Annotated in this window: 19 protein-coding genes and 1 tRNA gene; 7 read left to right on the forward strand and 13 right to left on the reverse strand. The window is 70.7% G+C overall.

Going from position 1 to position 24,906, the window contains the following annotated elements; translation table 11 throughout:
- Positions 1 to 4 precede the first annotated feature (4 nt).
- The 8 genes from QNO14_RS02620 to QNO14_RS02655 all read right to left on the reverse strand — a co-directional run bounded on the left by QNO14_RS02620 (position 5) and on the right by QNO14_RS02655 (position 8,607).
- On the reverse strand, positions 5 to 814 hold the full coding sequence (locus QNO14_RS02620; RefSeq protein WP_257494771.1) for a carbohydrate ABC transporter permease: 810 nt from the start codon (positions 812 to 814) through the stop codon (positions 5 to 7).
- Positions 815 to 816: 2 nt separating this feature from the next.
- Positions 817 to 1,752, reverse strand: a complete 936-nt coding sequence (locus QNO14_RS02625) for a carbohydrate ABC transporter permease (protein ID WP_257506657.1) — start codon at positions 1,750 to 1,752, stop codon at positions 817 to 819.
- Positions 1,753 to 1,780: 28 nt separating this feature from the next.
- Entirely contained in the window at positions 1,781 to 3,058 is a 1,278-nt protein-coding gene (locus QNO14_RS02630) for an ABC transporter substrate-binding protein (RefSeq protein ID WP_257506658.1), read from the reverse strand.
- 37 nt (positions 3,059 to 3,095) lie between these two features.
- Complete coding sequence (locus tag QNO14_RS02635) at positions 3,096 to 4,949, reverse strand: class I mannose-6-phosphate isomerase (protein ID WP_257506659.1); 1,854 nt, start codon at positions 4,947 to 4,949, stop codon at positions 3,096 to 3,098.
- A complete protein-coding gene (locus tag QNO14_RS02640; RefSeq protein ID WP_257506660.1) occupies positions 4,946 to 5,872 on the reverse strand; it encodes an ROK family protein in 927 nt (308 codons plus the stop codon). Before QNO14_RS02640 ends, QNO14_RS02635 begins: the two co-directional genes overlap by 4 nt.
- A gap of 89 nt (positions 5,873 to 5,961) precedes the next feature.
- Positions 5,962 to 7,005 carry a LacI family DNA-binding transcriptional regulator gene (locus QNO14_RS02645; RefSeq protein WP_257494764.1) on the reverse strand — a complete coding sequence of 348 codons (1,044 nt, stop codon included), beginning with the start codon at positions 7,003 to 7,005 and terminating at the stop codon, positions 5,962 to 5,964.
- 68 nt (positions 7,006 to 7,073) lie between these two features.
- On the reverse strand, positions 7,074 to 8,345 hold the full coding sequence (locus QNO14_RS02650; RefSeq protein ID WP_257506661.1) for an MFS transporter: 1,272 nt from the start codon (positions 8,343 to 8,345) through the stop codon (positions 7,074 to 7,076).
- A gap of 34 nt (positions 8,346 to 8,379) precedes the next feature.
- Complete coding sequence (locus QNO14_RS02655) at positions 8,380 to 8,607, reverse strand: RNA-binding S4 domain-containing protein (protein WP_257494762.1); 228 nt, start codon at positions 8,605 to 8,607, stop codon at positions 8,380 to 8,382.
- A 167-nt stretch (positions 8,608 to 8,774) separates the two neighbouring features.
- On the opposite strand from QNO14_RS02655, the gene QNO14_RS02660 reads away from it, so the two are divergent.
- Positions 8,775 to 11,759, forward strand: a complete 2,985-nt coding sequence (locus tag QNO14_RS02660; RefSeq protein ID WP_257506662.1) for a DEAD/DEAH box helicase — start codon at positions 8,775 to 8,777, stop codon at positions 11,757 to 11,759.
- A gap of 21 nt (positions 11,760 to 11,780) precedes the next feature.
- Here QNO14_RS02660 and QNO14_RS02665 read toward each other — a convergent pair.
- Positions 11,781 to 11,853 (reverse strand) — tRNA-Met (locus QNO14_RS02665).
- 122 nt (positions 11,854 to 11,975) lie between these two features.
- Entirely contained in the window at positions 11,976 to 12,380 is a 405-nt protein-coding gene (locus tag QNO14_RS02670) for a YccF domain-containing protein (protein WP_257494759.1), read from the reverse strand.
- 74 nt (positions 12,381 to 12,454) lie between these two features.
- Between QNO14_RS02670 and QNO14_RS02675 the strand changes: the two genes are divergently transcribed.
- The 3 genes from QNO14_RS02675 (at position 12,455) to ligD (ending at position 17,324) form a co-directional block, all read left to right on the forward strand.
- Complete coding sequence (locus tag QNO14_RS02675; protein WP_257506663.1) at positions 12,455 to 14,941, forward strand: ATP-dependent helicase; 2,487 nt, start codon at positions 12,455 to 12,457, stop codon at positions 14,939 to 14,941.
- A 107-nt stretch (positions 14,942 to 15,048) separates the two neighbouring features.
- Positions 15,049 to 16,074 carry an SseB family protein gene (locus tag QNO14_RS02680; RefSeq protein WP_257494757.1) on the forward strand — a complete coding sequence of 342 codons (1,026 nt, stop codon included), beginning with the start codon at positions 15,049 to 15,051 and terminating at the stop codon, positions 16,072 to 16,074.
- 200 nt (positions 16,075 to 16,274) lie between these two features.
- Positions 16,275 to 17,324: a non-homologous end-joining DNA ligase gene (gene ligD / locus QNO14_RS02685; RefSeq protein ID WP_257506664.1), complete on the forward strand. Its 1,050-nt coding sequence runs from the start codon at positions 16,275 to 16,277 to the stop codon at positions 17,322 to 17,324.
- A 3-nt stretch (positions 17,325 to 17,327) separates the two neighbouring features.
- Here ligD and QNO14_RS02690 read toward each other — a convergent pair whose 3' ends face one another.
- Positions 17,328 to 18,590 (reverse strand): AI-2E family transporter, encoded by a 1,263-nt coding sequence (locus tag QNO14_RS02690; protein ID WP_257494755.1) that lies wholly within the window; start codon positions 18,588 to 18,590, stop codon positions 17,328 to 17,330.
- A gap of 62 nt (positions 18,591 to 18,652) precedes the next feature.
- A complete protein-coding gene (locus QNO14_RS02695; RefSeq protein WP_257494754.1) occupies positions 18,653 to 19,681 on the reverse strand; it encodes an ATP-dependent DNA ligase in 1,029 nt (342 codons plus the stop codon).
- Between the two features lie 65 nt (positions 19,682 to 19,746).
- Here QNO14_RS02695 and QNO14_RS02700 point away from each other — a divergent pair, with 65 nt between their 5' ends.
- On the forward strand, positions 19,747 to 21,327 hold the full coding sequence (locus QNO14_RS02700) for an aspartate:alanine exchanger family transporter (protein WP_257494753.1): 1,581 nt from the start codon (positions 19,747 to 19,749) through the stop codon (positions 21,325 to 21,327).
- A gap of 6 nt (positions 21,328 to 21,333) precedes the next feature.
- Here the strand turns inward: QNO14_RS02700 and QNO14_RS02705 are convergent, their stop codons facing one another.
- The gene (locus QNO14_RS02705; RefSeq protein ID WP_257494752.1) at positions 21,334 to 22,005 is read right to left on the reverse strand and encodes a TetR/AcrR family transcriptional regulator; all 672 of its coding nucleotides are present in this window, start codon (positions 22,003 to 22,005) and stop codon (positions 21,334 to 21,336) included.
- 69 nt (positions 22,006 to 22,074) lie between these two features.
- Here QNO14_RS02705 and QNO14_RS02710 point away from each other — a divergent pair, with 69 nt between their 5' ends.
- Together QNO14_RS02710 and sucC are read left to right on the forward strand one after the other, a co-directional pair.
- The gene (locus tag QNO14_RS02710) at positions 22,075 to 23,589 is read left to right on the forward strand and encodes an FAD-dependent oxidoreductase (protein ID WP_257506665.1); all 1,515 of its coding nucleotides are present in this window, start codon (positions 22,075 to 22,077) and stop codon (positions 23,587 to 23,589) included.
- Positions 23,590 to 23,719: 130 nt separating this feature from the next.
- On the forward strand, positions 23,720 to 24,886 hold the full coding sequence (gene sucC / locus QNO14_RS02715) for an ADP-forming succinate--CoA ligase subunit beta (protein ID WP_257506666.1): 1,167 nt from the start codon (positions 23,720 to 23,722) through the stop codon (positions 24,884 to 24,886).
- Positions 24,887 to 24,906: the final 20 nt, after the last annotated feature.

Genomic DNA, 24,906 nt, shown 5'->3' on the forward strand with positions numbered 1-24,906 from the left:
CCTTTCAATACTGGCCGAGGGCGAGGCCCTTGGCGAAGAACCGCTGGGTGCACAGGAACAGCACCACGGTCGGGAGGGAGACGAGCACAGCCGCCGCCAGCACCGTCGACAGCTGTGCGCCGCCGTAGGTGGACTGCATGCCGGCCAGCGTCGTCACGATCGGACGGACGTTGTCGGATTGGCTGAGGGTGAGACCGAGCAGCAGGTCGTTCCAGACGAACGTCGCCTGCAGGATGAAGATGGCCACCAGTGCGCTCGAGGCGATCGGCAGGTACAAGCGGACGAAGATGCGCCACGTGGTGGCCCCGTCCAGCACGGCCGCCTCGAAGACGCTGTGGGCGACGCCGGTGAAGAAGTTGCGCATGACGAACGCGGAGAACGGGATCGAGATCGCCGTGTAGACGATCACCATCCCGAACCGGGTGTCGTACGCGCCCACGCGCGAGTAGGCGTCGAAGAGCGGCAGCAGCACCATCTGCAGGGGGAACACCGTGCCGCCGAAGATGACGACGAACCACAGGAATCCGTGCTTGAGGTTCAGCGCGACGATGGCGAAGCCGGCCGCGGCGCCGACCATCACCGCGATGAGCGGCGACACGACGGCATAGATGAGGGTCGCAATCACGCTGTCGCCGAGGCCCGACAACGCCATCGCGTCGGCGATGTTCTCGAACAGGTGGAAGTCCGTGGGCGCCCAGGAGGTCTTGGTCGTGAACGTCATCGGGTTCTTCGCGGCATTCACCACCAGCAGGTACGCCGGCAGCAGCCAGAAGAGACCGAGAACGACCAGGACGGCGTATCTGATGCTCTTCATGATCAGAACTCCCGCTTCGGGGACAGCTGCTGGCGCAGGTAGAGCACGGATGCCAGCAGGGTCACGACCGTGAGGAAGACCGCGACGGCGGATCCGAGGCCGTAGTCGGAATTGACGAACGTCTCCTTGTACATCGTGAGGGCCAGCGTCTCCGAGACCGTGCCCGGTCCGCCCTTGGTCATCGCCCACACGATGTCGAAGGTCTTCAGGCTCGCCACGATCGAGAGGCCCACCACGACGGCGGTGAGGGGGCGGAGCATCGGCCACAGCACGCTGCCGAAGAGGCGGAAGCCTCCCGCGCCATCGATGCGCGCCGCCTCCAGCGGCTCCTTCGGGATCGACTGCAGCCCGATGGTGAACAGCAGCGCGTTCACCCCCACGCCCTGCCAGGCCGACGCGAAGATCATGACGACGGTGTTCAGCGGCGCATCCAGCAGCCAGCGCGGCGGATCGGTGATGCCGACGACCGCCAGCGCCTGGTCGAGCGCGCCACCGGAGGACAGGATGAACGACCAGATGACCCCGACGCCGATCCCGGAGAGGGCGTACGGGATGAGGAACGGGAGTCGCAGCCAGATTCCACCGGCGAGGTTCCAGGTCAGCAGCGCGATCCCGAGGCCGATGCCGACCGGGACGACAAGCGTCCCGATCACCCACAGCAGTGTGTTCGCAGCCGAGGTGAGGAACCCGGCATCCGCGAACATCTCCACGTAGTTCTCCAGGCCCACCCACTCCGGGCTTCCCAGGCCGTTGTACCGCGTGAAGCTCAGGTACACCGTCCACAGCAGAGGGAGGTAGAGCAGCACTGCCACGAGGATCACGCCCGGGGCGACGAAGCCCCGGGCGGACCACTCGTACGGCGACTTCGGCGGGTGCGAAGGCGTGGTCGGATGCGGCGACCGCACGTCGGCGGCCGTCCGTGTTTCTGTCGTCGTCATCGGGGGGCTCCCGCGCCGGCCGTGGTCACTAGTCCTGCGACGCCCAGTACGAGTCGGCTTCGGCCTGGATCGTCTCGAGGTAGGGCATCGGGTCTCCCGGGTTGGCGATGAACGCGCCGAACTGCTCGATCGCGACATTGACCACATCGGAAGGCATCGCCTCGAAGAACCGGTCGTACAGCACGTAGTCGCCGTCGGCGATCTCGCTGCCGAGCTCGGCCAGGGCCGGGTCGGAGACGGTCGCCTTGGGGTTGAACGCCACATCGCCGTGGGCTTCGTTCCACGCGGTCTGCGCCGTGTCGGACATCCACCACTCGGAGTAGGCGAGGCCGAGGTCCTTCTGCGCAGAGCTCTCAGCGACACAGATGGGCCCGGATTCGACGGCAACGGGAGTCTCCTCCAGTGCGCCGTTGACGGCCGGAATGGCGAACATGCCGTAGTCGTCGGGCGTCATGCCGGCGCCGGCGAGGTTGCCGGCGTAGAAAGTGCCGAAGTCGATCATGGCGAAGTCGCCCTGCTTGAGCCCCACGGCGGGGTCGGTGGAGCTGCCGGGGTCGCTGAACCAGCCGTTCTCCATCTGCTCGAGCCAGACGTTCATGACCTCCACGATCTCGGGGTCGGTGTACTTCACGTCGCCGGTGGTCAGCCCTTCATACAGGTCGGGGTCGGTGCTGGCGACGAGGTGCTGGAACCACTGGAAGGTGAACAGCGTGGCCGTCTGGTAGTACGGCGTGACGCCGGCATCGGTCAACGTCGTGGCGACCGTGTCGAGCTCGTCCCACGTGGTGGGCACACTCAGGCCGTTCTGCTCGAACGCGTGCTTGTTGTAGAACATCACCCAGTAGGCGATGTTCATCGGTACGCAGTACTGCTTGCCGTCGTAGGTGTACCCCTCGGCGAGGCTCTCGTCGACCCATCCCTCATCGATGGCCTTCTGCCAGATGTCGGTGGTCTCGGCGACCAGCCCCTCGTCGACCAGCTCCGTCAGCGTCTCTCCGGTGTGCCAGGTGAACAGACCCGGCGCCTTGGAGGTGCGGAAGGACTGCTTGATGAACGCGTCGTACTGGTCGGCGTCGCTGTATCCGGTCACCTTCAGGGTGATGTCGGCATCCCCTCCGCTGGTTTCGTTGAGCGACTCGAAGTCGCCCTTCCACGCCGCCTTGTCGGTGGCGAAGTCGAGCGTGCCGGTGGTCTCGCCGTTCGAGCCGCTGTCGGCTCCGTCTCCGCCTCCGCTGCACCCGGTGAGCGCGGCGGCCGCCAGGGCGACCACCGCCACTGATCCGGCGATGATTCGTCGATTGGTCATGAGAACTCCTTCGTTCGTGATCGGTACCCGGTGCGGGTCAGGGGGTCGGTGCGGCGCGCTCCGTGCCGCGTACGTAGGCCTTGACGGTGGCGAAGCGCTCTGCGCGCGCGTCGTCCGTGCGTTCGATCACGTACGCGCCGACGGCGGCGGGCACGATGAACGTCTCGGCGTAGTGCACGACGAACGGGTCGAACGCGCCGTCGGGGCTCACCACCCGGACCTCGTCGCCCTCGACGAGGTTCAGCACGTTGACCGTGCCGGCGGTGTGGTGCGTGGCGCGCTCGGTGAACCAGTGCCGCCGCACCTCGATGAACTCCAGCTCGTGCAGGCCGGTGCGTTCCTCGACGACGCCGTCGGCGTCGCTGAGCTGCTCCACCTGGCCGACCAGGTTGTCGCGCACCCAGGCGGTGTCGCGGTTCCACTGGATGTTGTTGGCTCCGTGCTCCAGGTGCACCGGGCGGGGGATGCCATCGAGCCCGACTCTGCCCCAGTCCCAGAGCTTGAACGTGAAGATGAAGGGTGTCGCCGAGATCTCGAGCACCATCGAGTTCTCGCCCGAGCAATGAACTGTCCCGGCCGGGATCGCGAAGTGGTCGTGCTTGCGCGCGGGGAAGGTGTTGACGTAGTCCTCGGCGGGGAAGGGGCGCTCGCCGCGCTGTGCGGCCGCCAGGTCGCGCAGCATCCGGTCCCGGTCGATGCCTTCGCGGGTGCCGAGATACACGATCGCGTCGTCACCGGCATCCAGCATGTAATAGCTCTCGTCCTGGGTGTAGTGCATGCCGAAGGTGTTCTGGATGTAGTCGGTGAGCGGGTGCACCTGCAGGCTGAGGTTGCCGCCTCCCATCGTGTCCAGAAAGTCGAACCTGATGGGGAATTCGGCACCGAACCGGGCGAAGGTCTTCTCGCCGAGAAGGGCCCTGGGCTGCGAGAAGACGAGGTCCAGGGCGGGGAGCTCGACGACACCGGTGTTACTGTCAGCCGCGTCGCGCAGCAACAGGGAGTTCTCTTCGGGGACGCAGTCGAAGCACCAGGCGTAGTTCGGCTGCGCCGGGTCGAGCCCGATGACGCTCTTCATCCATTGGCCGCCCCACACGCCGGGGTCGAAGAACGGCACCACCCGCAGCGGCCGGGTCGCCGCGGCCGCGAGCGCACCGCGGAACGCCTCTCCCGTGATCATGCCGAATTCGGCTGCCCCCTCGGTGCGCGACGGTGAGATCGCGTTGCCGTCGACGACGAAATCGACCGTGTCGAAGAGCGCGCGCTTGTGCCGGTCCGCCACGCGCCACTCCACGAAGAATCCCCGCTTGTACTTGCGCAGGTTGTCGTCGTCCCCGTTGTCGCAGTGCCAGTTTGCGGCGCCGCCGCGCTGGCGCTGCTGAATCTCCCAGCGCGCCATGTCCACCACGACGATCGTCGCCGCGTCGGGGGCCGCGAGCGCCGCCCCCCAGCCGACCAGGACGAGGGGATCTTCGGTGCGCGCGGCGTCGTCGCGCACGGTACGCAGGCGCTCCAGGTCGTAGAAGTCCGTGAGCACCGCGTGGCTGATCACGCCGAAGACGCGGTCGTCGGTCAGGTTGGCGTCGATGAGGGCGTCGATGCGCGCAGTGGGCAGTGAAGCCGTTTCGACATCGACGATCCGCCAGTCCGGGAGGGCGGCTCGGATGCCACGGACCACGGTCGAGAGGTCGGCGCCGGGATAGGTGTCGACGACGAGTACAGGCGGCGTTCCGCCGGCCGCGGCGGCGCGCTGTTCGGCGGACCCTGCGGCGAGGCGCCAGGCGTCGGCGCCGCGGGTGATGCGCTCGCCGCGGGGGAGCGGGATCGTCGGCTGAGTGTCGTACATGCTGCGCGCGGTGCGGCCGCTGTGCATGCCGTCGATCGGTCCGGTCACCGGGGCGCCTCCTCGGGCGTGCGGGGGATGTCGTGGTGCGCGTGCTGGGCGAGGGCACTCAGGCCGCGCAGCACGGAGAGTTCGGGGGCGGTCGGGACCGCGAACCGGGGCCGGTGTGCGGATGCCCACAGGTGGGCGTGCACGTATTCACGGACAGGCTCGGCGACGACCGCACCAGCGCGCAGCACGCCGCCCGAGAGCACGACGAGGTCGGGGTCGTACATGTGGCAGAGGGTGACGACGGTCGCGCCCCAGACCCTTATGTACTCCGCCAGGAGCGCCGCGGAAGCGGCATCCGTCCGGCTCGATGCGATGAGGGCGTCGATGCCGTCGATGTCGGGGTGGCTCTCGCGGAGAGCGCGGGTGCTCGCGAGCAGCTCGGCGCAGCCCACGTTGCCGCATGGGCAGGGTCCGGCGTGGACGTCGACGGTCACGTGCCCCCCGACGATGCCGGCATGGTCATGCGAGCCCCGAAGAAGACGGCCGCCCATGGCGGCCGCCGTGCCGATGCCGGTGCCGAGGGTGATCATGACGACGTCCCGCTCTCCCCCCGCCACACCGCAGGCCATCTCGCCGGCCAGTGCGGCGCGGGCGTCGTTCTCGACGACCGCCGGCACGCCGAAACGCGAGCTCGCCCAGTCTCGGATGTCGAGTCCGCTCGTTGCGAGGAAGTCGTATTTCGCGTTGGCGTGCAGCATGCGCCCGGTGTGACGCTCGACCACTCCCGGCACGGCGATGCCCACGGCGCTGGGGGCGTTGCCCTCCCCGGCGATGAGGGCATCCGCGGCTTGCGCGGCGCGCTCCAGGTCGGACGGAGTCCCGAGTACGGGGAGGACGGCGGTGGTGAGGGGGGTCCCGGCGTCGAGCAGCCCCAGCTTGATGTCGGTCCCTCCGAAGTCGATGCACAGGTGCACGACGCTCACCTCTCCTCCGTCGGATGCGATGGCTGGTAACGTTACCAACGCGCCTGGGGCGGGTCAACCATTTGTTTTTCCGGCGCGAGGGCCCGGGGTCAGCGCGTTCGGAGGGTGAGGGTGACCGGCATCCGCAGTTCGCGGGCCGATCCGTCGACCACGCCGTCGAGGCGATCGAGCAGCAGTCGGGCGGTCTCGCGGCCCAACTCACGAGCGTCATGTCCGAGGACGCTGACGGGCACGGGCATGAGTTCGGAGAGCTCGAAGTCGTCGAAGCTCATGATCTCGGGAAGGTCCGATGCCGCACGCCCGAGAGCCTGGATCTGCCGGCCGATCTCTGCGATGGCGCCGATGGCGTTGCGGTTGTTCGCGCAGAACACGGCGGTGGGTGGATCGGGCAGCCGCAGGAGCCTGCGCATCGCCTCGCGGGCGTGCGCCACATCCTGCTGCCCCTCGCCGATGAGCCGCGGGTCGACGGGGACACCGCGCTCCCGGTGGGCACGTTCGAACCCTGCGTAGCGGCGCCGGCCGGTGAACATCGATCGGGCGTTGCCGAGGTAGGCGATGCGGGTGTGGCCGGCATCGAGCATCGCGAGGGTGCCCCGGTGGGACCCGCCCTCGTCATCGAGGACGACGCTGTCCACGGCGAAGCCCTCGGCGCGGCGGGAGGCGAGCACGATCGGCACACCCTGGGCGACGGCGCGTTCGAGGTGGTCGTGGTGCTCACTGGTGGGAACCACGATGAGCCCGTCGACCCGCCGACCCAAGAAGTCGCTGACGAGCTGACGTTCTCGGTCCACATCCTCCGAGGTGTTGCCGAGGAGGATGCGGCGCCCTGTGGCTGCGGCGACCTCCTCGACGCCCAGGGCGAAGGTGCTGTAGTAGGGGTTGGCGATGTTCGTGATGGCCACGCCGATGAGACCGCTCGACTGGCCGGGACGGATGCTGCGGGCGTTCTCGTTGCGCTGGTAGCCCAGTTCCCGCACGGCTTCCCACACGCGTTCCTGCACGTCGGCGCGCACGTTCGTTCCGCCCGCGAGGGTGCGTGAGACCGTCATCGGGCTCACCCCCGCGTGCTGGGCGACCTCCTTGACGGTCGGTCGCCGCGCTGACCCGGGTCTGGCCGGGGCTTGCTCGGTCATCCTGCTCTCCGGGCGCTAGGGCGTCGCGGGCAGACCCGCATCTGAGGGAACGTTATCAGCCCGGGGTTTCACGCCGGAGGGGCGTCAGCGGAGCCGGGCACGTCCAGCGCCGGCGGCGCCGCCGCGATGTGCGAGATCGAGCGCCACACCAGCAGCAGAGTCACCGCCGAACCCGCGAACGCGAACCACCATGGCGCGGTGAGTCCCCACCCCTGGGCGATCAGCCCACCGAGCAGCTGCCCGATCACGAGTCCGCCGAAGATGCCGACCATGTTCACCGAGGCGATGCGGCCCTGCAGGTGCAGCGGCACCAGCCGTTGACGCACGGTGGTGGAGATGGTACCCCAGACGAACGCGTACATGCCGAACCCGAACATGATCACGAAGGCGATCGCGGGGATCGTCGTGAGGGCGAACGCCAGGTGCATGATCACCTCGAGCGACAGGCAGACGCGCATGAGCGTCGCGAAGGACAGACGGCGTTCGAGCCAGCCGAAGCAGACGGTCCCCACGAGTCCGCCGAGGGCCGATGCCGTCGTGAGCGCGCCGAAGCCGACCGCTCCCATCTGCAGATGCTCGGTCGCGTAGAGCACGAGGAGGCTCCAGGGAGCGGCCCAGGTGACGTTGAACACCAGGATGATCACGATGAGCGTTCGCACCGGGGGGTGGGCGCGCAGCCACTGCAGCCCTTCGCGGATCGGATGCACCTTCGCGGCATCCGCCGTCGGCTCGTCCTTCGCAGGCACCGGGGTGCGGGCAATTCGGGAGATGAGGACCACAGCCAGGCTCACGCACAGGATCTGCAGGAGGAAGGGCCAGAACGACGCGGCGGCGAAGAGGAATGCGCCCAGCGGCGGACCCGCCAGCTGGTTGCCCACGAGGTACCCCGCCTGCAGGCGCGCGTTGCCGACGCCCAGGTCGCCCGGCCGCACGAGCATGGGCATGAGCGTGCTCCCGGCGGTGTCGGCGAAGACCTCCGCGGTGCCGTAGAGGAACGCCGACGCAAGCACGACCCACACGGTGACGTGGCCGGTGGCGAGGAAGACGACGAGTCCCAGCACGATGACCGCGCGCGATGCGTTGGCCAGCATGACCAGCCGCCGACGGTCGTGGTGGTCGGCGACGGAGCCGGCGAAGAGGCCGAACAGCAGCCAGGGGAGGTACTGCATCATCGCTCCGGCTGCCACGAGCAGCGGCGAGGACGTGAGGGATGCAAGAAGCAGCGGCGCCGCCGACAGCGCGATGCCGTCGCCGAGATTGCTGGTCCACGACGACGCCAGCAGCCAGCGGAAGTCGCGGCCGAGGCGTTTGGGCGCGATCAGCTCACCGGGAGAAGGCATGCGGGTTTCCTTACGCGCAGACGGCGTGGGCGCGTCAGGCCTGGACGCGCACGAGGCGCTCACCGAAGCCGACGACATCACCGGGATGCAGCTGCCGTCCTCGGCGACGATCGACCTCGCCGTTGACCGTCACCTCGCCGTCGATGATGGCCTCTTTGACGTCACCACCGGAGTCGAGGAGCCCGGCGAACTTCAGGAACTGCCCGAGGCGGATCATCTCACTGCCGACCGGGACGTCGTCGATCGGAGCCGGGTTGGTCATCCCGGAATGCTAGCCGGTCGGGCGGGGTCGACGCTGCCGATGCCGACCGGAGCGTGGTGATCAAGCGCACGCGCGAGAACGCGGCCGGCAGCGAGGGGAAGGCTCGCGGCTTGTACGCTTTCTGGGATAGGGGAGCGTGAGTGGGCTTGGCTGGGGAACCTCGACGGTTGTCGAAGGGTGGCGAGGGTGCCGGTCTGCTCGTGGGATCGCCCGCCGCCGCTGCGGCACAGGGTGAGGAATCCTGGACTCCCGCCTCGGCGCTGATCCCGCCGGAGCTGCGCAAATACCTCGACTCCTTCGACCGCGTGAACCCGCTGCAGTCGCGGGCTCTGCCTGTGGTCCTGTCCACGTCGGGCCACGTGATGGTCGTCGCGCCGACGAGCTCGGGCAAGACCCTCATCGGTGAGGCTGCCGCGCTGCGATCGATCGTGTCGGACGGCAAGCCCGCCGTGTGGCTGCTCCCCGCCCGCGCCCTCGCGGCGGAAGTGGCGGAGATCGCCAGGCGGTGGAGCGCGCACGGCATCCGGACGGTCGAGCTGACCGGCGAGACGAACATGTCCAGCGATGCGGTGCGCCAGGCGCAGCTCTGGGTGGCGACCACCGAGAAATTCGAGGCGCTCTACCGGCGGGCGTCGCTGAAGGACGTCATCAGCCGCATCGGATGCGTGATCATCGACGAGGTCCACCTGGTGGGTGACCCCGCCCGCGGCGCGACGCTCGAGTCGCTCATCGCCCGGCTGCGTGTCGCCGGGGGCGGCACGCGCATCGTCGCACTGTCGGCGACGGTCTCCAACGCCGAAGAGCTCGCGGCGTGGTTCCACGCAGACCTCGTGCGCTCCGCGTGGCGCCCGACGGCGCTGACGACCCGGCTCATTCCGTACGACGTCCCGACGCAAGGGAAGCGCGAGGACTACGAGACCGCGAAGGACGAGGTCGTCCTACCGCTCCTGCGACGCCTGGTCGGCGAGGACCTGGGCAGCTCGTCTCCCCGGGCGGCCGCGAAGGGATCCTCCAGCGCGGTCGTGTTCTGCGGGAGCAAGGCGGCGGTCGTCCGCACCGCTGCCCGCGCCGCGGGGGTGCCGTACCGAGGCGTCGACCTCGAGACGGTGGTGGAGTCCTGCTTCCGCCGAGGCGTCGGCATTCACTTCCGTGATGCGCCGCATTCGGGCCGCGCGCTGGACGCGTTCCGGACGCGTGACCTGCGTGTGCTGGTGGCGACGTCGGGCCTGTCGACGGGGGTGAACACCCCCGCGAAGTTCGTCGTGATCCGAGACCTGGAGCTCGGGATGACGCCGCTGGAGGTCAGCCAGGCGCAGCAGATGTTCGGGCGTGCGGGCAGGGCAGGGCAGGAATCCGAGGGTTTCGGATTCATGCTGGTCCCGAGGGCCGAGGAATCGGTATGGGCGTCCAGATTCAGCGACGGGTACGCGGCAACCAGCCGGATCGCCGGGCAGCTCGGCGACGCGATCCTCGCCGAGCTCCTCCTCGGATCCGTCGTCGACCGCACGAGCGCGCGCGCCTGGTTCGAGCAGACGCTCGCGTTCGCCCAGAACCGTGCGCGTGTCGATCTGGACGGCGTCATCGACGACCTGCTGCGGCGCGGCTTCGCGTCGGAGACCGACGGCCGGCTCGCCCCGACGGAAATCGGCCTGCTCACCTCCCGCCTCATGATCGACGTCGACTCGGCGGGGGAGATGCGGCGGCTGCTCGCCGCGCTCCCCCTGCCGGCGAACGCGGACGAAGCCGAAGAGCTCGTCGTGCAGACGATCGCCAGCGCGGCGGCCACGCTGCGCGACCGCCCTGTCAATGAGCGCACCTACGGGGGGTACGTCGGTCAGCTGCTCACAGGGTGGTCGCCGCGGGTCACCGCACGCGCGGCCGATCGGTTCGGCGCGCAGGTGTGCATGGCGGCGGCGCAGATCGTGCTGCGTGCCCCTGGCCGGATGCGCGAGACGCCGCCGCCGGGCGTGTCGATGGCGGAGTTCCGCCGCGCGGCGGAGGACATGCCGCGCTACCTGGCATGGGTCGCGGCTCTCGGATATGCGGAGGCCTCCACCTGGGCTCCCGCCGTCGCCGGCGACCTCGCGCGCCGGATGACCTGGTGGCAGCTGTCCCCCCACCCCGAACGCGGCACCGGGCGGATGCTCTGGATGTTCGAGCGGATGCTCGAGCCGCAGCATCACCGCAGTCGGATGCCGGACCTCTGGCGTCGTGCCCGAGCCGCCGGCTTCTCGTCGCCCGACGCGATCCAGGCGAGACCGCGGGGCGTCGACGTCACCGCCGATGGGTTCGCCGACATCGTCAGCGCCCGCGCCCAGCTCCACCTCGATCCCGTCGTCGATCGCGCGCTGCCCATGCGCGCCTCCACTGCGCACGCCCGCGTGAGCGTCCTGGCCACCACCGGCAACAGTCGTGCCGTCACCAGCACCCGGCCCACGGTGGGGCCGATCGGCCTCGCGCTTCCGCCGCGGTCGTCGGGACAGGTGGCGGCGGACGTCTTCCTCTACACGCGCGACGGTGACTTCGGCTACGACAACCTCGTCGCGGACATCCCCGAGGGCGTGCCCGCGCTCACTCCGCTCGACGAGGCCGTGGGGCTGCTCGACGACCTTCCCGAGGTGCGCGCGGGGCTGCGTCACCCGCGCGGGGTCCGCCGGCTGTTTCAGGGTGAGCGCAAGGCCCTGCGTGAGAGCGTGCGGCCGCTCATCGCCGCGGATCCCCGCCTCGCGGCTGTCGCGATCGCGCTGGCGGAGCACCATGCCGACCCCGAGGCGGCGATCGTCGCGATGCGGACGAATCTGCGCGCGCTCCTCCGGGACTCGAGTCGCCCCGAGCTGCGCTCGCCGGCTGGAGTGCTGCGGTCCCGCGAGGCGTCGGAGGCGGAGGTGCAGGTCACGCTCGCAGCTCTCCTGGCATCCCTCCAGTTCGAGGTGGGCATCGCGATCTCCGAAGGGCATCCGCTCGCCGTCGTGCGGCTGAACGAGCAGTGGGCGCTGGCCGGGCCGCGTCATGCGCGGCCGGGCGCGGTCGAGGCGCTCCTCCCGCCCGTGCTGCCACGGCGGATCGACGCGGTGTCGGCGCCTGCAGTCTCCCGATCCCGCAACACGGTGGTCGCGCCGAGCTGTGCCTGGACGGTGGAGTTCGCACGCTGAGGCGTGACTCTGCGCCGATAGACGCGACGGCGGGAGTCGAACCCGCAACGCTCCCGGGTATGAGCCGGTGCCCGGGACCACCCGGATCGCCGCGATGACCCCACGCTAGACCGGTGGGACGCGCGGTGGGGCCGACTGTTGCGGCCGGTGGCCGAGTGTGACGGCCCGTGACGGCAGGCGGGCGGCGGACGGGGGGATGCCGCGGGCGGGCTCGGGTCAGCGCGCGACGGCGCGGTCGAACGCACCCTGCCGGGTGGGGACGATCTCCTTGCCCAGCGGCGCGAGCGACACCGGCACCATCTTGAAATCGGCGATGCCCAGCGGAATGCCGACGATCGTGAGGCACAGCGCGACGCCCGACACGATGTGCCCGATCGCCAGCCAGATGCCGGCGACGATGACCCAGATCACGTTGCCGAGGAACGACCACGTGCCGGCGGTGGGCTTCGCCACGACCGTGCGTCCGAAGGGCCAGAGCGCATACAGCGCGATGCGGAACGACGCGATGCCCCAGGGGATCGTCACGATGAGCACGCAGAGCACCACGCCCGCGGCGAGATAGCCGAGGAACAGCCAGAAGCCGGCCAGGATCAGCCAGATGATGTTCAGCAGGGTGCGCACGGGTCGATTCTCGCACCGCCGGCTGTGCAGCTGCCCGGCCGGGTGTCAGCACCCCCGCCTAGACTTGATGGGACATGACCGACCCTGCCCCGGCCGCGCGAGACGCGGCATCCGCCCCTCTGATCGTCGTCGGCGACGCCGGACCGCGCGAGGACGACGACCTGCTGCGCGGCCTCAACGAACCCCAGCGTCGTGCCGTCACCTATCGCGGCCCCGCACTGCTGATCGTCGCAGGCGCGGGCTCCGGCAAGACCCGGGTGCTGACCCACCGCATCGCGTCGCTGCTGCGCAACCGCGAGGCGTGGCCGAGCCAGATCCTCGCGATCACGTTCACCAACAAGGCCGCCGGCGAGATGCGCGAGCGCGTGGGGCAGCTGGTGGGCGAGGCGTCCCGCGGCATGTGGATCTCGACCTTCCACTCGGCGTGCGTGCGCATCCTCCGTCGCGAGGCCGAGCAGTTCGGCTTCAAGAACTCCTTCAGCATCTACGACTCCGGCGACTCCCGCGCGCTCATCAAGCGACTCGTCAAGGAGCACGAGGCCGACGCGTTCGGCCTCACCCCGGCATCCGTGCAGGGGCGCATCTCCAAGCTCAAGAACGAGCTGGCGGATGCCGAGTCGTACCGCCGTCAGGCCAACATGAGCGACCCCGCCGAGCGCGTCTTCGTCGAGGTCTTCGCCGACTACGAGAAGTCGCTCCGGCGGGCCAACGCGTTCGACTTCGACGACCTGATCGCCCAGACGGTGTACCTCTTCCGCGCCTTCCCGCACGTCGCCGACGTGTACCGGCGACGGTTCCGCCACATCCTCGTCGACGAGTACCAGGACACCAACCACGCGCAGTACTCGCTGATCCGCGAGCTCACCCGGCCGGTGTCGGGCGCGAGTGGCGCCGAGCCGTATTCCTCCGGCGGCATGATGATCTTCGAGGCCGAGCCCTCGGCGAGCGGCCCCGAGCTCGAGGGGGCGTCGCTCACGGTCGTCGGCGACTCGGATCAGTCGATCTACGCGTTCCGCGGCGCGGACATCCGCAACATCAGCGAGTTCGAGCGCGACTTCCCCGGCGCCGAGGTGGTGCTGCTCGAGCAGAACTACCGTTCGACGCAGAACATCCTCTCGGCGGCCAACGCCGTCATCGGCAACAACTTCGACCGCAAGGACAAGAAGCTGTGGACCGACGTCGGCGCGGGGGAGAAGATCGTCGGCTTCACCGGCTACTCGCAGCACGACGAGGCGCAGTTCGTCGCCGACGAGATCGACCGCCTCCGCCGGGCCGGGGTCGCCTACTCCGACATGGCGGTGTTCTACCGCACCAACTCGCAGTCCCGTGCGCTGGAGGAGATCTTCATCCGCTCGGCCGTGCCCTACAAGATCATGGGCGGCACCAAGTTCTACGAACGGGCCGAGATCAAGGACGCGCTGGCTTATCTGACCGCCGTGGCGAACCCCGCCGACGAGATGGCGGTGCGCCGCATCCTGAACCGCCCGCGCCGCGGCATCGGCGACGTCACCGAAACGGCCATCGCCCGCTACGCCGCCGAGGAGCAGATCACCTTCCGCGACGCCCTGGCCAACGCCTCGGCGCTGGGAGTGGGGCCGAAGCTGCAGACAGCGATCTCGCAGCTGGATGCCGTGCTGGCCGAGGCATCCGCCCTCATGCTGCCCGCATCCGGGGAGCTGGCCCCGCCGTCGGCGATCGCCGAGGGGCTGACGCTGCTGCTCAACAAGAGCGGTTACCTCGACGCCCTCCGGCGCAGCAAGGACCCGCAGGATGAGGCGCGGGTGGAGAACCTCGACGAGTTCGTCGCGGTCGCCCGCGAGTTCGCCCGCAACAACCCGGAGGGCACGATCCTCGACTTCCTCGCCGACGTCGCGCTCGTCTCGGATGCCGACGACCTCGACGACGGCTCCGGCTCGGTGTCGCTCATGACGCTGCACACCGCAAAGGGGCTGGAGTTCGACACGGTCTTCCTCACCGGCGTCGAAGAGGACCTCATCCCGCATCGCATCTCGGCGGGGGAGCCGGGCGGGCCGCAGGAGGAGCGGCGCCTCTTCTACGTCGGCATCACGCGCGCCCGCAAGCGCCTCTACCTTTCGCTGGCGATGACCCGCGCACAGTTCGGCGAGGTCTCGGCGGCCATGCCCAGCCGGTTCCTGCAGGAGATCCCCGCCGACCTCGTGCACTGGCGGCAGTCCCCGGGCGACGTCAACTCGCGCGGCGGCACGCAGTCGCGGGCGCTCAACGCGCGCCGCCCCGGCGGCGGGTCGGGTTCGTCCGGGGGCTTCGGCGGTGGGTCGCGCTACGGCGACGACCTGGTGCCGCTCGGGCGCTCCGCCCGCGTCACGGACCCCAGCCGGTTCCCGAACCGCGTGACGGCGAAGGTGCGCGACAACGGCGATCTCGAGCTCGCCGCCGGGGACCGCATCCGCCACGACGACTTCGGCGAGGGTCGGGTCGACACCGTCACCGGCGAGGGCGCCAAGCGCATCGCCCACGTGCGCTTCGACACCGCCGGCGCCAAGAAGCTGCTGATCAAGGTCGCGCCGATCGTCAAGCTCTGACGGACAGGGCCTCGCGCCGCCGGCCCGGCGGGTCCGGCGGGCGCCGCCGGACCGCAACACCCGCCGCAACCCCCGTCTGCCGGAGGAGCACCGGCTACGCTCGACAGATGGCTCTGTTCTCCCGACGCGACAAGAAGACCACGCCGTCCGACGAGGTCGAAACGCCCGACGTCGCGCCCGAGGCGCACGCGCCTGCGGCCGAGGTCGAGGCCGATGACGTGCCCCAGGTGAACATCTCGATGTCGACCTTCGGAAAGCCCGCCCCGGCCCCGCGGCCGGCGCCGACGCCGGTGCCCGACGGCGCCCAGCGGGTGCAGCGCGGGCCGGCCGAGGCCCCCGCGCGCACCGAGAGCGTGCCGGGCCTGCCGGACAACGTTCTGGTGCGCCAGGCTCTGACCGCGCTTCCGGAGCAGCCGGAACCCTCCGACATCATGACGCTCATGCGCCAGCTGCTGCAGGGGCACCTGTTCGTCCGCGTGCGCGGCGACGCGCGGGCGCAGCTGGCCGAGGGCAAACAGCTCACCATGGCGGTCTCGGCGGTCGGCGACGACCGCTACCTGCTGGCGTTCACCGGCGGCGACGCCCTTCAGGCCAGCGTCGCGGCAGACGGCGACAAGGAGACCTCCGCGATGGGCCAGCCCGTGGCTGCGATCCTCCGCAACGTGGTCGACGGGCCGTACGCCGGGTTCATCCTCGACCACGCGACGCCGGGTCGGCGGGCCATCCTGCCCAAGGCGCTCGTGGAGAAGGCCATGCAGGATGCCGACCCCGAGTTCACTCTGAAGAACCTGCTGGCCGGGGAGCGCACCGACGAGACCCCCGCCGCCGTCGGGGCCGCTCTCGCGACCACCCGCGTGTGGGTCGCCGCGGGCGCCGTTCCCGGTGAGGACAAGCGCATGGGCGTCTCGGAGGTGCGCGGCGCGAACGGCTCCCGTCACCTCGAAGTGTTCTCACACCCGCTCGAGGTCGCCGTGCTCGGCCGCAACGACCGCGCGGTGCCGCTCACCCCGCAGCAGCTGTCCAAGGCGCTCGCCGCCGACGTCGGCCTCACCGGCGTCGTCGTCGACCCCGCCGGTCCCTGGATCATGCTCGACCGGTCCGCGCTTGCCCCTGTCATCGCGCTCACCGCCTGAGCGGGCGCGCGCCGCTCATCGCGGTGCGGGACGGGGACCGTGCAGAACGTCGCCGATCCTCGGCTGAGCGAGCCTGCACCGCTGGTTTTCGCCGCCCCGCGCGCGAAATGGCGACGTTGTGCACACCGCGCCGGCCGCGCACGCGCCGGACGCGCCCGCCGGGCGTGCGGAGGCAGCGCCCGCGCCTCTAGGGTCGGGGCATGGCATCGGAGCGCATCACCCTCACCGTCCCCGGCCCCGACGGCGATCGGGAGGTCGGTCTCTCGAGTCCCAACCGCGTGCTGTGGCCCGATCTCGGCATCACGAAACACGAGCTCGCTGAGTATGTGATCGCGGTCGCCGAGCCGTTCCTCACCGCCAACGGCGACCGGCCGGTGTCGCTGGAGCGGTTCCCGGGCGGCATCGACGGGGAGCGCTTCTACTCGAAGAACCCGCCCAAGGGGGCGCCGGAGTACGTCGACGAGGTGATGTGCACCTACAACAGCGGGCGTCGGCATCCGCAGGTCGTGCTCCGCGAAGCCGCCGCCGTCGTCTGGGCCGTGCAGATGAACACCGTGGTCTTCCACCCGTGGGCCTCGCTCGCGGCCGACACAGACAACCCCATCGAGCTGCGCATCGACCTCGACCCGCAGCCGGGCACCGACTTCGCCGACGCCGCCGCGGTGGCGCCGGCGCTGCGGGACGTGCTCGCCGAGGCCGGTCTGACCGCCTTCCTCAAGACCAGCGGCAACCGCGGCATCCACGTGTTCTGCCCGATCGAGCCGACCCACGAGTTCCTCGACGTGCGCCACGCCGTCATCGCCGCCAGCCGCGAGCTCGAGCGGCGCATGCCGCAGAAGGTCACGACGAACTGGTGGAAGGAGGAGCGGGGCGAGCGCATCTTCCTCGACTTCAACCAGGCCAACCGCGATCGCACGATGGCGGGAGCCTATAGCCCGCGGGCGCTGCCCGGTGCGCCGGTGGCGACGCCGGTGACCTGGGAGGAGCTCGCAGCGGGCGTCGACCCCGCCGACTTCACGGTGCGCACCGTGCCCCAGCGACTCGCGGACATCGGCGACCCCTGGGCCGACCTGCAGGCCGCGCCCGGCCGCATCGACACCCTGCTGCAGTGGTGGGAGCGCGACGTCGCCGCCGGGCTCGGCGAGCTGCCGTTCCCGCCGGATTTCCCCAAGATGCCCGGGGAGCCCCCGCGCGTGCAGCCCAGCCGGGCGCGGCAACCCGAAGAGGCGCCCCAGCCCGAAGCGGACTGACCGCTACGACACCGGCTGAGTGACCGGGTGCTTGGCCGCCTCGGCGACCGCCTTGCGCCTGCGACGCGAGCGGGCCCAGCGCTCGGGGGAGCCCGCATCGGTCTCGTTGGGCTTGGGGCGCGCCCAGCGGGCCGGCATGTTGTCGCCGTCCCAGACCTGCACCACGCCCCATACGACGGCCGTGATCGGCACCGCGAGCACGGCCCCGAGGATGCCGCCCAGCACCGTGCCGACCGTCAACGCGATCAGTACGACGAAGGCGTGGAGCTTCATCGAGCGTCCCATGAGGACCGGCTGCAGGAAGTTGCCCTCCAGCTGGTTCACGAGCACCACGACGCCGACGACGATGAGCGCCACGACCCAGCCGTTGGCGACCAGCGCCACGAGGGCGGCGAGGATGCCGGCGACGGTCGCGCCGACGATCGGGATGAAGGCGAGGAGGAACACCAGCACGGCCAGCGGGATCGCCAGCGGCACATCCAGGATCAGCAGACCGATGAGGATGCCGATGGCGTCGACGGCGGCCACCGTCGCGGTGCCGCGGATGTAGGAGCCGAGGGTCTGCACCGTCTTGTCACCGATGCGCACCGCGCGCTCGTAGTTCTCGCCGCGGAAGGGTCGCAGCAGGAACGCCCACATGCGCGGGCCGTCCTTGAGGAAGAAGAACAGGATGACGACCAGCAGCACGAGTCCCGTGATGAAGTTCGCGACCGCGCCGACGCCGGCGAGGGCGCCCGAGCCGAACTGGGCGCTGGTGACGAAGTCGGTGACCGCGGCGATCCACTCGTCGATCTGGGCCTGGTCGATGGCGAAGGGCAGGTCCCGCGCCCACGCCACGACGGTCTGGAATCCCTCTTCCGCCTGGCCGTAGAGCTCGCTCCACTGGTCCCGCACGGCCCAGACGATGAGCCAGCCCACTCCGCCGAGCAGCGCGACGATGGCCAGCAGCGTCGCGAGGGTGGCCACCAGGGCCGGAATGCCGTGGCGGCGCATCCAGCTCATCACCGGCGCGAACGCCGAGGCGAGGATGAGGGCCAGCACGAGCGGGATCGTGACGACGGTGATCTGCTGGATGCCGAGGATGACCGCCGCGGCCACCGCCACGATGAGGATCAGCTGCAGCGCACGCATCGCGAGCTTGCCCATGCCGTCGGCCCAGAGGCTCCACGGGGCGCGGTCGGCGCCGAGCTGCACGGGCGACTGCGCGTCCACCCGCAGCGGCGCGTCGATGCTGATGGAGCGGGGTGAGCGCGTGAACAGTCCCATGCCTCGACCGTACCGCGCACAGGCCCACGACGCGGTGGCTTGACGACGGTGCGATCAGCGGGTCACTGCAGGACGTCGCCGAGGTCGTACGCCGCCACGGCCTCCAGCTGCTCGAACGTGCAGGAGCGGGCATCCCGGTCCGGCCGCCAGCGCTCGAACTGCACCGTGTGCCGGAACCGGTCGCCCTCCAGCTGGTCGTAGCGCACCTCCAGCACCCGCTCGGGGCGCAGCCGCACGAACGAGGTGTCCTTCGCCGCCGAGAAGCGCGAGCGGTCGGTCTCGCCGGTGACAGCGGCCCCGGTGGCATCCGTCTCGACGAGCGGCGCCAGCTCGTCGACGAGCTCCCGGCGGCGGGCATTGCTGAACGCCGCCACCCCGCCCACGTTGCGCAGCCGCCCGGCGTCGTCGTACAGGCCGACCAGCAGCGAGCCCACGCCCTCGCCGCTCTTGTGGATGCGGTACCCGAGGGCCACGACGTCGGCCGTGCGGGCATGCTTGATCTTCAGCATCGTGCGCTTACCGGGGGAGTACGGCGCATCGAGCGCCTTGGCGACGACGCCGTCCAGGCCCGCGCCCTCGAACTCCGCCAGCCAGCGACGCGCCCGCGCGGCATCCTCGGTCGTGCGCGTGACGTGCACCGGGTCGGGCACCCCGTGCAGCAGATCCACCAGCTCGGCGCGCCGCGTCGCGAACGGCTCCGCCTGCAGGTCCCGGTCGCCGCGCGCGAGCAGGTCGAACGCGATGAACATCGCCGGGGTCTCGGCAGAGAGCAGGGCGACGCGGGATGCCGCGGGGTGGATCCGCTGCGACAGCGCGGGCCAGTCCAGCCGCTGCGCACCCGGTTCTCCCACCGCGACCACGATCTCGCCGTCCACGAGGCACGGCTCGGGAAGCAGCCGGGCGAACGCCTCGACGAGCTCGGGGAAGTACCGGGTCAGCGGCTTCGCGCCGCGGGAGCCGATCTCGACCTCGTCGCCGTCGAAGGCCACGAGCGCCCGGAACCCGTCCCACTTGGGCTCGAAGCTGTAGCCCGGCGCGCCGGGAACGTCGGGGACGGACTTGGCGAGCATCGGGGCGGGGATGTCGTACATGCGCCCATCCTGCCCGGCGGTGCCGCGCCTCGCCACGGGCGGCTGGTCGCGGCATACTCGGGGGCATGCGCCCGGTCTTCGAGTTCCTCGCCGCGCACCCCGTGCTCACCGTCTTCCTGCTGGTGGGACTGGGCTCCGCCCTCGGCCGCATCCGCATCGCGGGGGTGTCGCTCGGGGCGATCGGGGTGCTCTTCGGGGCGATGGGCCTGACCGCGTGGGCCGTGTCCACCGGCGTGACGATCGAGTTGCCGGCGCTCATCGGCGACACCGGACTGGTGCTCTTCGCCTTCTGCGTGGGGCTCATCGCCGGGCCGAGTTTCGGCCATGCGCTGCGCACCGCCTACCCGCTCCTGCTGGTGGTCGCCGGGTTCCTCGTCGTCGCGGCCGCAGCCGGCTTCGTCCTCGGGCGGGCGATGGGGGTGTCCACGCTCACGATCGCCGGCACCTTCGCCGGTGCGGTGACCAACACCCCGGCGCTCGCCGCCACCGGCGGCAGCCCCGAGGCGACGGTCGGCTACGCCAGCGCCTACGTGTTCGGCGTGGTCGGCCCCATGCTCGCCGTCGGCCTGGCCCTGCGCCACCGCGCGGGCGAGACCGGGGGGCACGTGCCGCTGGTCGACAAGGCGGTGCGCATCGACACGACCGACCGCCCGACGGCGCGCGCGCTGCGCGCCCGGTACGGCGGCCGCATCACGTTCTCACGGCTGCGCACGAAGGGCGGCGGTGCCATGGCGACGGTGGGACCAGACACCGAGATGCCGCCCGGCGGCGTCGTGAACGTCATCGGACCGCAGGATGCCGTCGAGGCCGTCGCCGCCGAGCTCGGCCACACGTCGTCGCTGGACATCGTGCACGACCGCTCGCACCTGGAGTACCGGCGCCTGATCCTGTCGAATCCGCAGCTGGCGGGTCGCACGCTCGCGAGCCTGGGCCTGCGGGAGCGGTTCGGGGCGACCGTCCCCCGGGTGCGCCGCGGCGACGCCGACATCATCGGCGAGGCGTCCCTCGTGCTGCAGCAGGGCGACCGGCTGCAGGTCGTCGCACCGCGTGACGCCATGCCGGCGCTGACGGCGCTGATCGGGGACTCCGAGCGGGGTATCAGCGACATCAACCCCGTCGCCCTCGGGCTCGGCATCGCGCTCGGGCTCGCGATCGGCGCCATCCAGGTGCCGCTCCCCGGCGGGGGAGTGTTCGCGCTGGGGCCGGCGGCCGGCGCCCTCATCGTCGGTCTCGTCTTCGGTCGGGTGCGGCGGATCGGGCCGATCGTGACGACGCTGCCGTCGACGGCGGCGAACGTGCTGTCAGAGGTGGGGCTGGTGATCTTCCTCGCCTACGCCGGTACCAAGGCGGGCTCCCTCATCATCTCGGCCATCACCTCGGGCGAGATCCTGCGACTGCTGCTGCTCGGCTTCGTCATCACCACGATCGTGGTGGCGGGAACCTACCTCGTGGCGCGGCACGCGATGCACACCGGCGGCACCCGGCTGGCGGGGGTGATGGCGGGGACGCTCACCAACCCCGCCCTCCTCGCCTTCGCCAACCTGCGCACCGAGTACGACACGCGGGTCGCGCTGGCCTACACCCTGGTGTACCCCGCGGCGATGGTGGTGAAGATCCTGCTGGCGCAGGTGCTCGTCGCGCTCTGAACCTCGTCAGCGCGACAGCGAGGCCTGCACCCGGCGGGCCACCTCGGCCGCCGGCATCCGCTGCGGGAAGACGGCGACCACGATGTCGTCCTCGGCCGGCGGGCTGGTCGGGGCCACACCGAAGCGCTGCAGGGCGTCGTCGAGGGCGCTGCGCAGCACCGAGACCGGCACCCGCTTCGGTCCCCGCAGCAGCCGGCGCAGCACGTGGTTGTGGACCGCGGTCACCAGCGCGGCGAAACCCACGGCATCGAGCGGGTCGAGGTCGGGGATCGCGCGGCGCAGGTACTCATCGAACAGGCGCTCGTAGCGGAAGACGGTCACGATCTCGCGGTCGCGCAGCGCCGGCACCTGCCGCACCACCGCGTAGCGGCGCCGGGCGAGGTCGGGGTCGGCGGCGAAGTGGCGGTACACCGTCACCGACGCCTCGCAGACCGCCTGCCATGGGTCGGCATGGTCGTCGGCGAGGTAGGCGCGCAGCCGCTCGAGGAGCACCTCGTGGTCGGCGAAGACGACGTCGTCCTTGCCGCCGAACTGCCGGAAGAACGTCGACCGCGACACCCCGGCCGCCTGCGCGATCTGCTCGACCGATGTCGCCTCGAACCCCTGCGCCGCGAACAGATCCAGCGCGGCGGCCACCACGGCAGTGCGCGCGGTGGTCACGGCGTCGGTGTCGCTCATGTCAACGGAGCCTACTGCCCGCCGTGTCAAGCCGTTGAGCCGGTTGCGCGTCCGGGTTTGAGTGGGGCGATGACCGCTCTCTGGAAGCAGGACCCCCGCCCCGTCCCCACCCACCCCTTCGAGCGCGGCGCCCACCACGACGTGGTGATCGTGGGCGCGGGGCTGACCGGACTCAGCACCGGCGTGATGCTCGCACGCGACGGCTTCGACGTCGCGGTGATCGATGCCGGCGACATCGCCTCCGGAGCGAGTGGGTCGAACACCGGAAAGGTGTCGCTGCTGCAGGGGAGCACGCTCTCCACGATCCGCGCCCACCATCCGGCGTCCCTCGTGCACGCCTACGTCGAGGCGAACCGTGCCGGGCAGGAGTGGATCCTCGCCTTCGCGGATGCCGCGGGCGTGCCCCGCACGACCCACACGGCCTACTCCTACGCGCAGTCCGCCGCCGGCGTCGAGACCGTCGACGCCGAGCATGACGCCGCCCGCGAGGCCGGTCTTCCCACCCGCATCGTCACGGCCGACGAGGTCGCGGGCCTGCCCTTCCCCGTCGCCCGTGCCGTCGCGCTGGACGACCAGACCGCTCTCGACCCGGAGGACCTCACCCGGGCGCTCGCCGCGGCGTTCGTCGCCGCGGGCGGGACCCTGCACACCGGGGCGCGCGTGATGGGCATGTCGGTGCTCCCACGACCCGAGGTGCGCACGAGTCTCGGCGAGATGACCGCCGGCCAGGTGGTGCTGGCCACCGGCATCCCCATCGTCGACCGAGGGCTCACCTTCGCGAAGGTCACCGGCAGCAGGTCGTACTGCGTCTCGTTCGACACCCCCGGCCCCGTGCCCGAGGGCCTCTATCTCTCCGTCGACGGCCCCACCCGCTCGGTGCGCCCCGTCGCCGAGCACGGTTCGCGTCTCATCGTCGGCGGCAACGGGCACCCCGTCGGCCGCGCCGACTCGGAGCGCCGACTGGTCGAAGACCTCGTCGCGTGGACGCATCAGTACTTCCCCGGCGCCGAGCCCACGCATCGGTGGTCGGCGCAGGACTACACCTCGCACAACCGCGTCCCCTTCGTCGGGGTGCTGCCCCGAGGGCTCGGTCGCGTGCGCTTCGCCACCGGCTACGCGAAGTGGGGCCTCACGAACGCCCCGTGGGCGGCGCTGCGGCTCGCTGCCGAGATCCGCGGGCAGGCCCGGGAGGAGCTGCCGCAGTGGATGGCGCAGATCGGCACGCGCCTAACGATGCCCGGCGATCTCGGGCGCGGCATCGTGGAGAACGCCAAGGTGGCCGGGGCGGCCGCGCGCGGCTGGGTGGGCGCCGAGCGCACTTCGGTGCCGGTGCCCCGCCCCGCCGAGGGGGAGGGCGTCGTCGCCGAGCGGCGCGGGCGCCCGGTGGGCATCTCGACCGTCGGCGGGGTGACACGCGCGGTGAGCGCGGTGTGCAGCCACCTGGGCGGAGTGGTGGCGTGGAACGACGCGGAGCGCACGTGGGACTGCCCGCTGCACGCCTCGCGCTTCGCCCCGGACGGCACGCGACTGGAAGGGCCTGCGCGCACGGACCTGCCCTGCCTGGCGCAGCGGTCCGACGTGTGACCGGGCGGCGCCGGGTGCTCGCGGCCAGAGTCCGCAGACGCGGGTAGTAGGCTGGGGAATCGGTCGATCTCTCGACATCGAGATTCTTTTTCGGCCCCGAAACCCACCGTCGCCCAGCGAAGGATTGCACGTGGATCTGTACGAGTACCAGGCACGAGACCTATTCGAGAAGTACGAGGTGCCGGTGCTCGCCGGCATCATCGCGGACACCCCTGAGGAGGCGAAGGCGGCAGCCGAGAAGATCGGCGGACTCGTCGTCGTCAAGGCGCAGGTCAAGACCGGCGGCCGCGGCAAGGCCGGCGGCGTCAAGGTCGCCAAGACCCCCGACGACGCGTACGCCGCTGCCGAGGCCATCCTGGGCCTCGACATCAAGGGCCACGTCGTCAAGCGCGTCATGGTCGCCGCCGGCGCCGACATCGCCGAGGAGTTCTACTTCTCGGTGCTGCTGGACCGCTCCAACCGCTCCTACCTGAGCCTCTGCTCGGTCGAGGGCGGCATGGAGATCGAGCAGCTCGCGGTCGAGAAGCCCGAGGCGCTGGCCCGCGTGGAGGTCAATCCCCTCACCGGCATCGACAAGGACAAGGCCCTCGAGATCGCCCGCGAGGCGAAGTTCCCCGAGGAGCTCGTCGAGAAGGTCGCCGACGTCTTCGTCAAGCTCTACGACGTCTACAAGGGCGAGGGCGCGACCCTCGTCGAGGTCAACCCGCTCGTCCGCACCGGCGCCGGCGACATCATCGCCCTCGATGGCAAGGTGACCCTCGACGACAACGCCACCGAGGTGCGCCACCCCGAGCACGAGCTGCTCGAGGACAAGGACGCCGCCGATCCCCTCGAGGCCAAGGCCAAGGCCGCCGGCCTCAACTACGTCAAGCTCGACGGTCAGGTCGGCATCATCGGCAACGGCGCGGGCCTGGTCATGTCGACCCTCGACGTCGTCGCGTACGCCGGTGAGAAGCACGGCGGCGTCAAGCCCGCCAACTTCCTCGACATCGGCGGCGGCGCCTCCGCCACCGTCATGGCCGCGGGCCTGGACGTCATCCTCGGCGACGAGCAGGTCAAGAGCGTCTTCGTCAACGTCTTCGGCGGCATCACGTCGTGCGTCGCGGTGGCCGAGGGCATCGTCAAGGCCCTCGAGATCCTCGGCGACGCCGCGAGCAAGCCGCTCGTCGTGCGCCTCGACGGCAACCAGGTCGAAGAAGGCCGGGCGATCCTCGCCGCAGCGAACAACCCGCTCGTGACCCTCGCCGCCGGTATGGACGAGGGCGCCGACAAGGCCGCCGAGCTGGCGAACGCCTGAGCCCCGGACGAAGAAGGACA

Source organism: Microbacterium sp. zg-Y625, from assembly GCF_030246925.1.
Classification (GTDB): Bacteria; Actinomycetota; Actinomycetes; order Actinomycetales; family Microbacteriaceae; genus Microbacterium; species Microbacterium jiangjiandongii.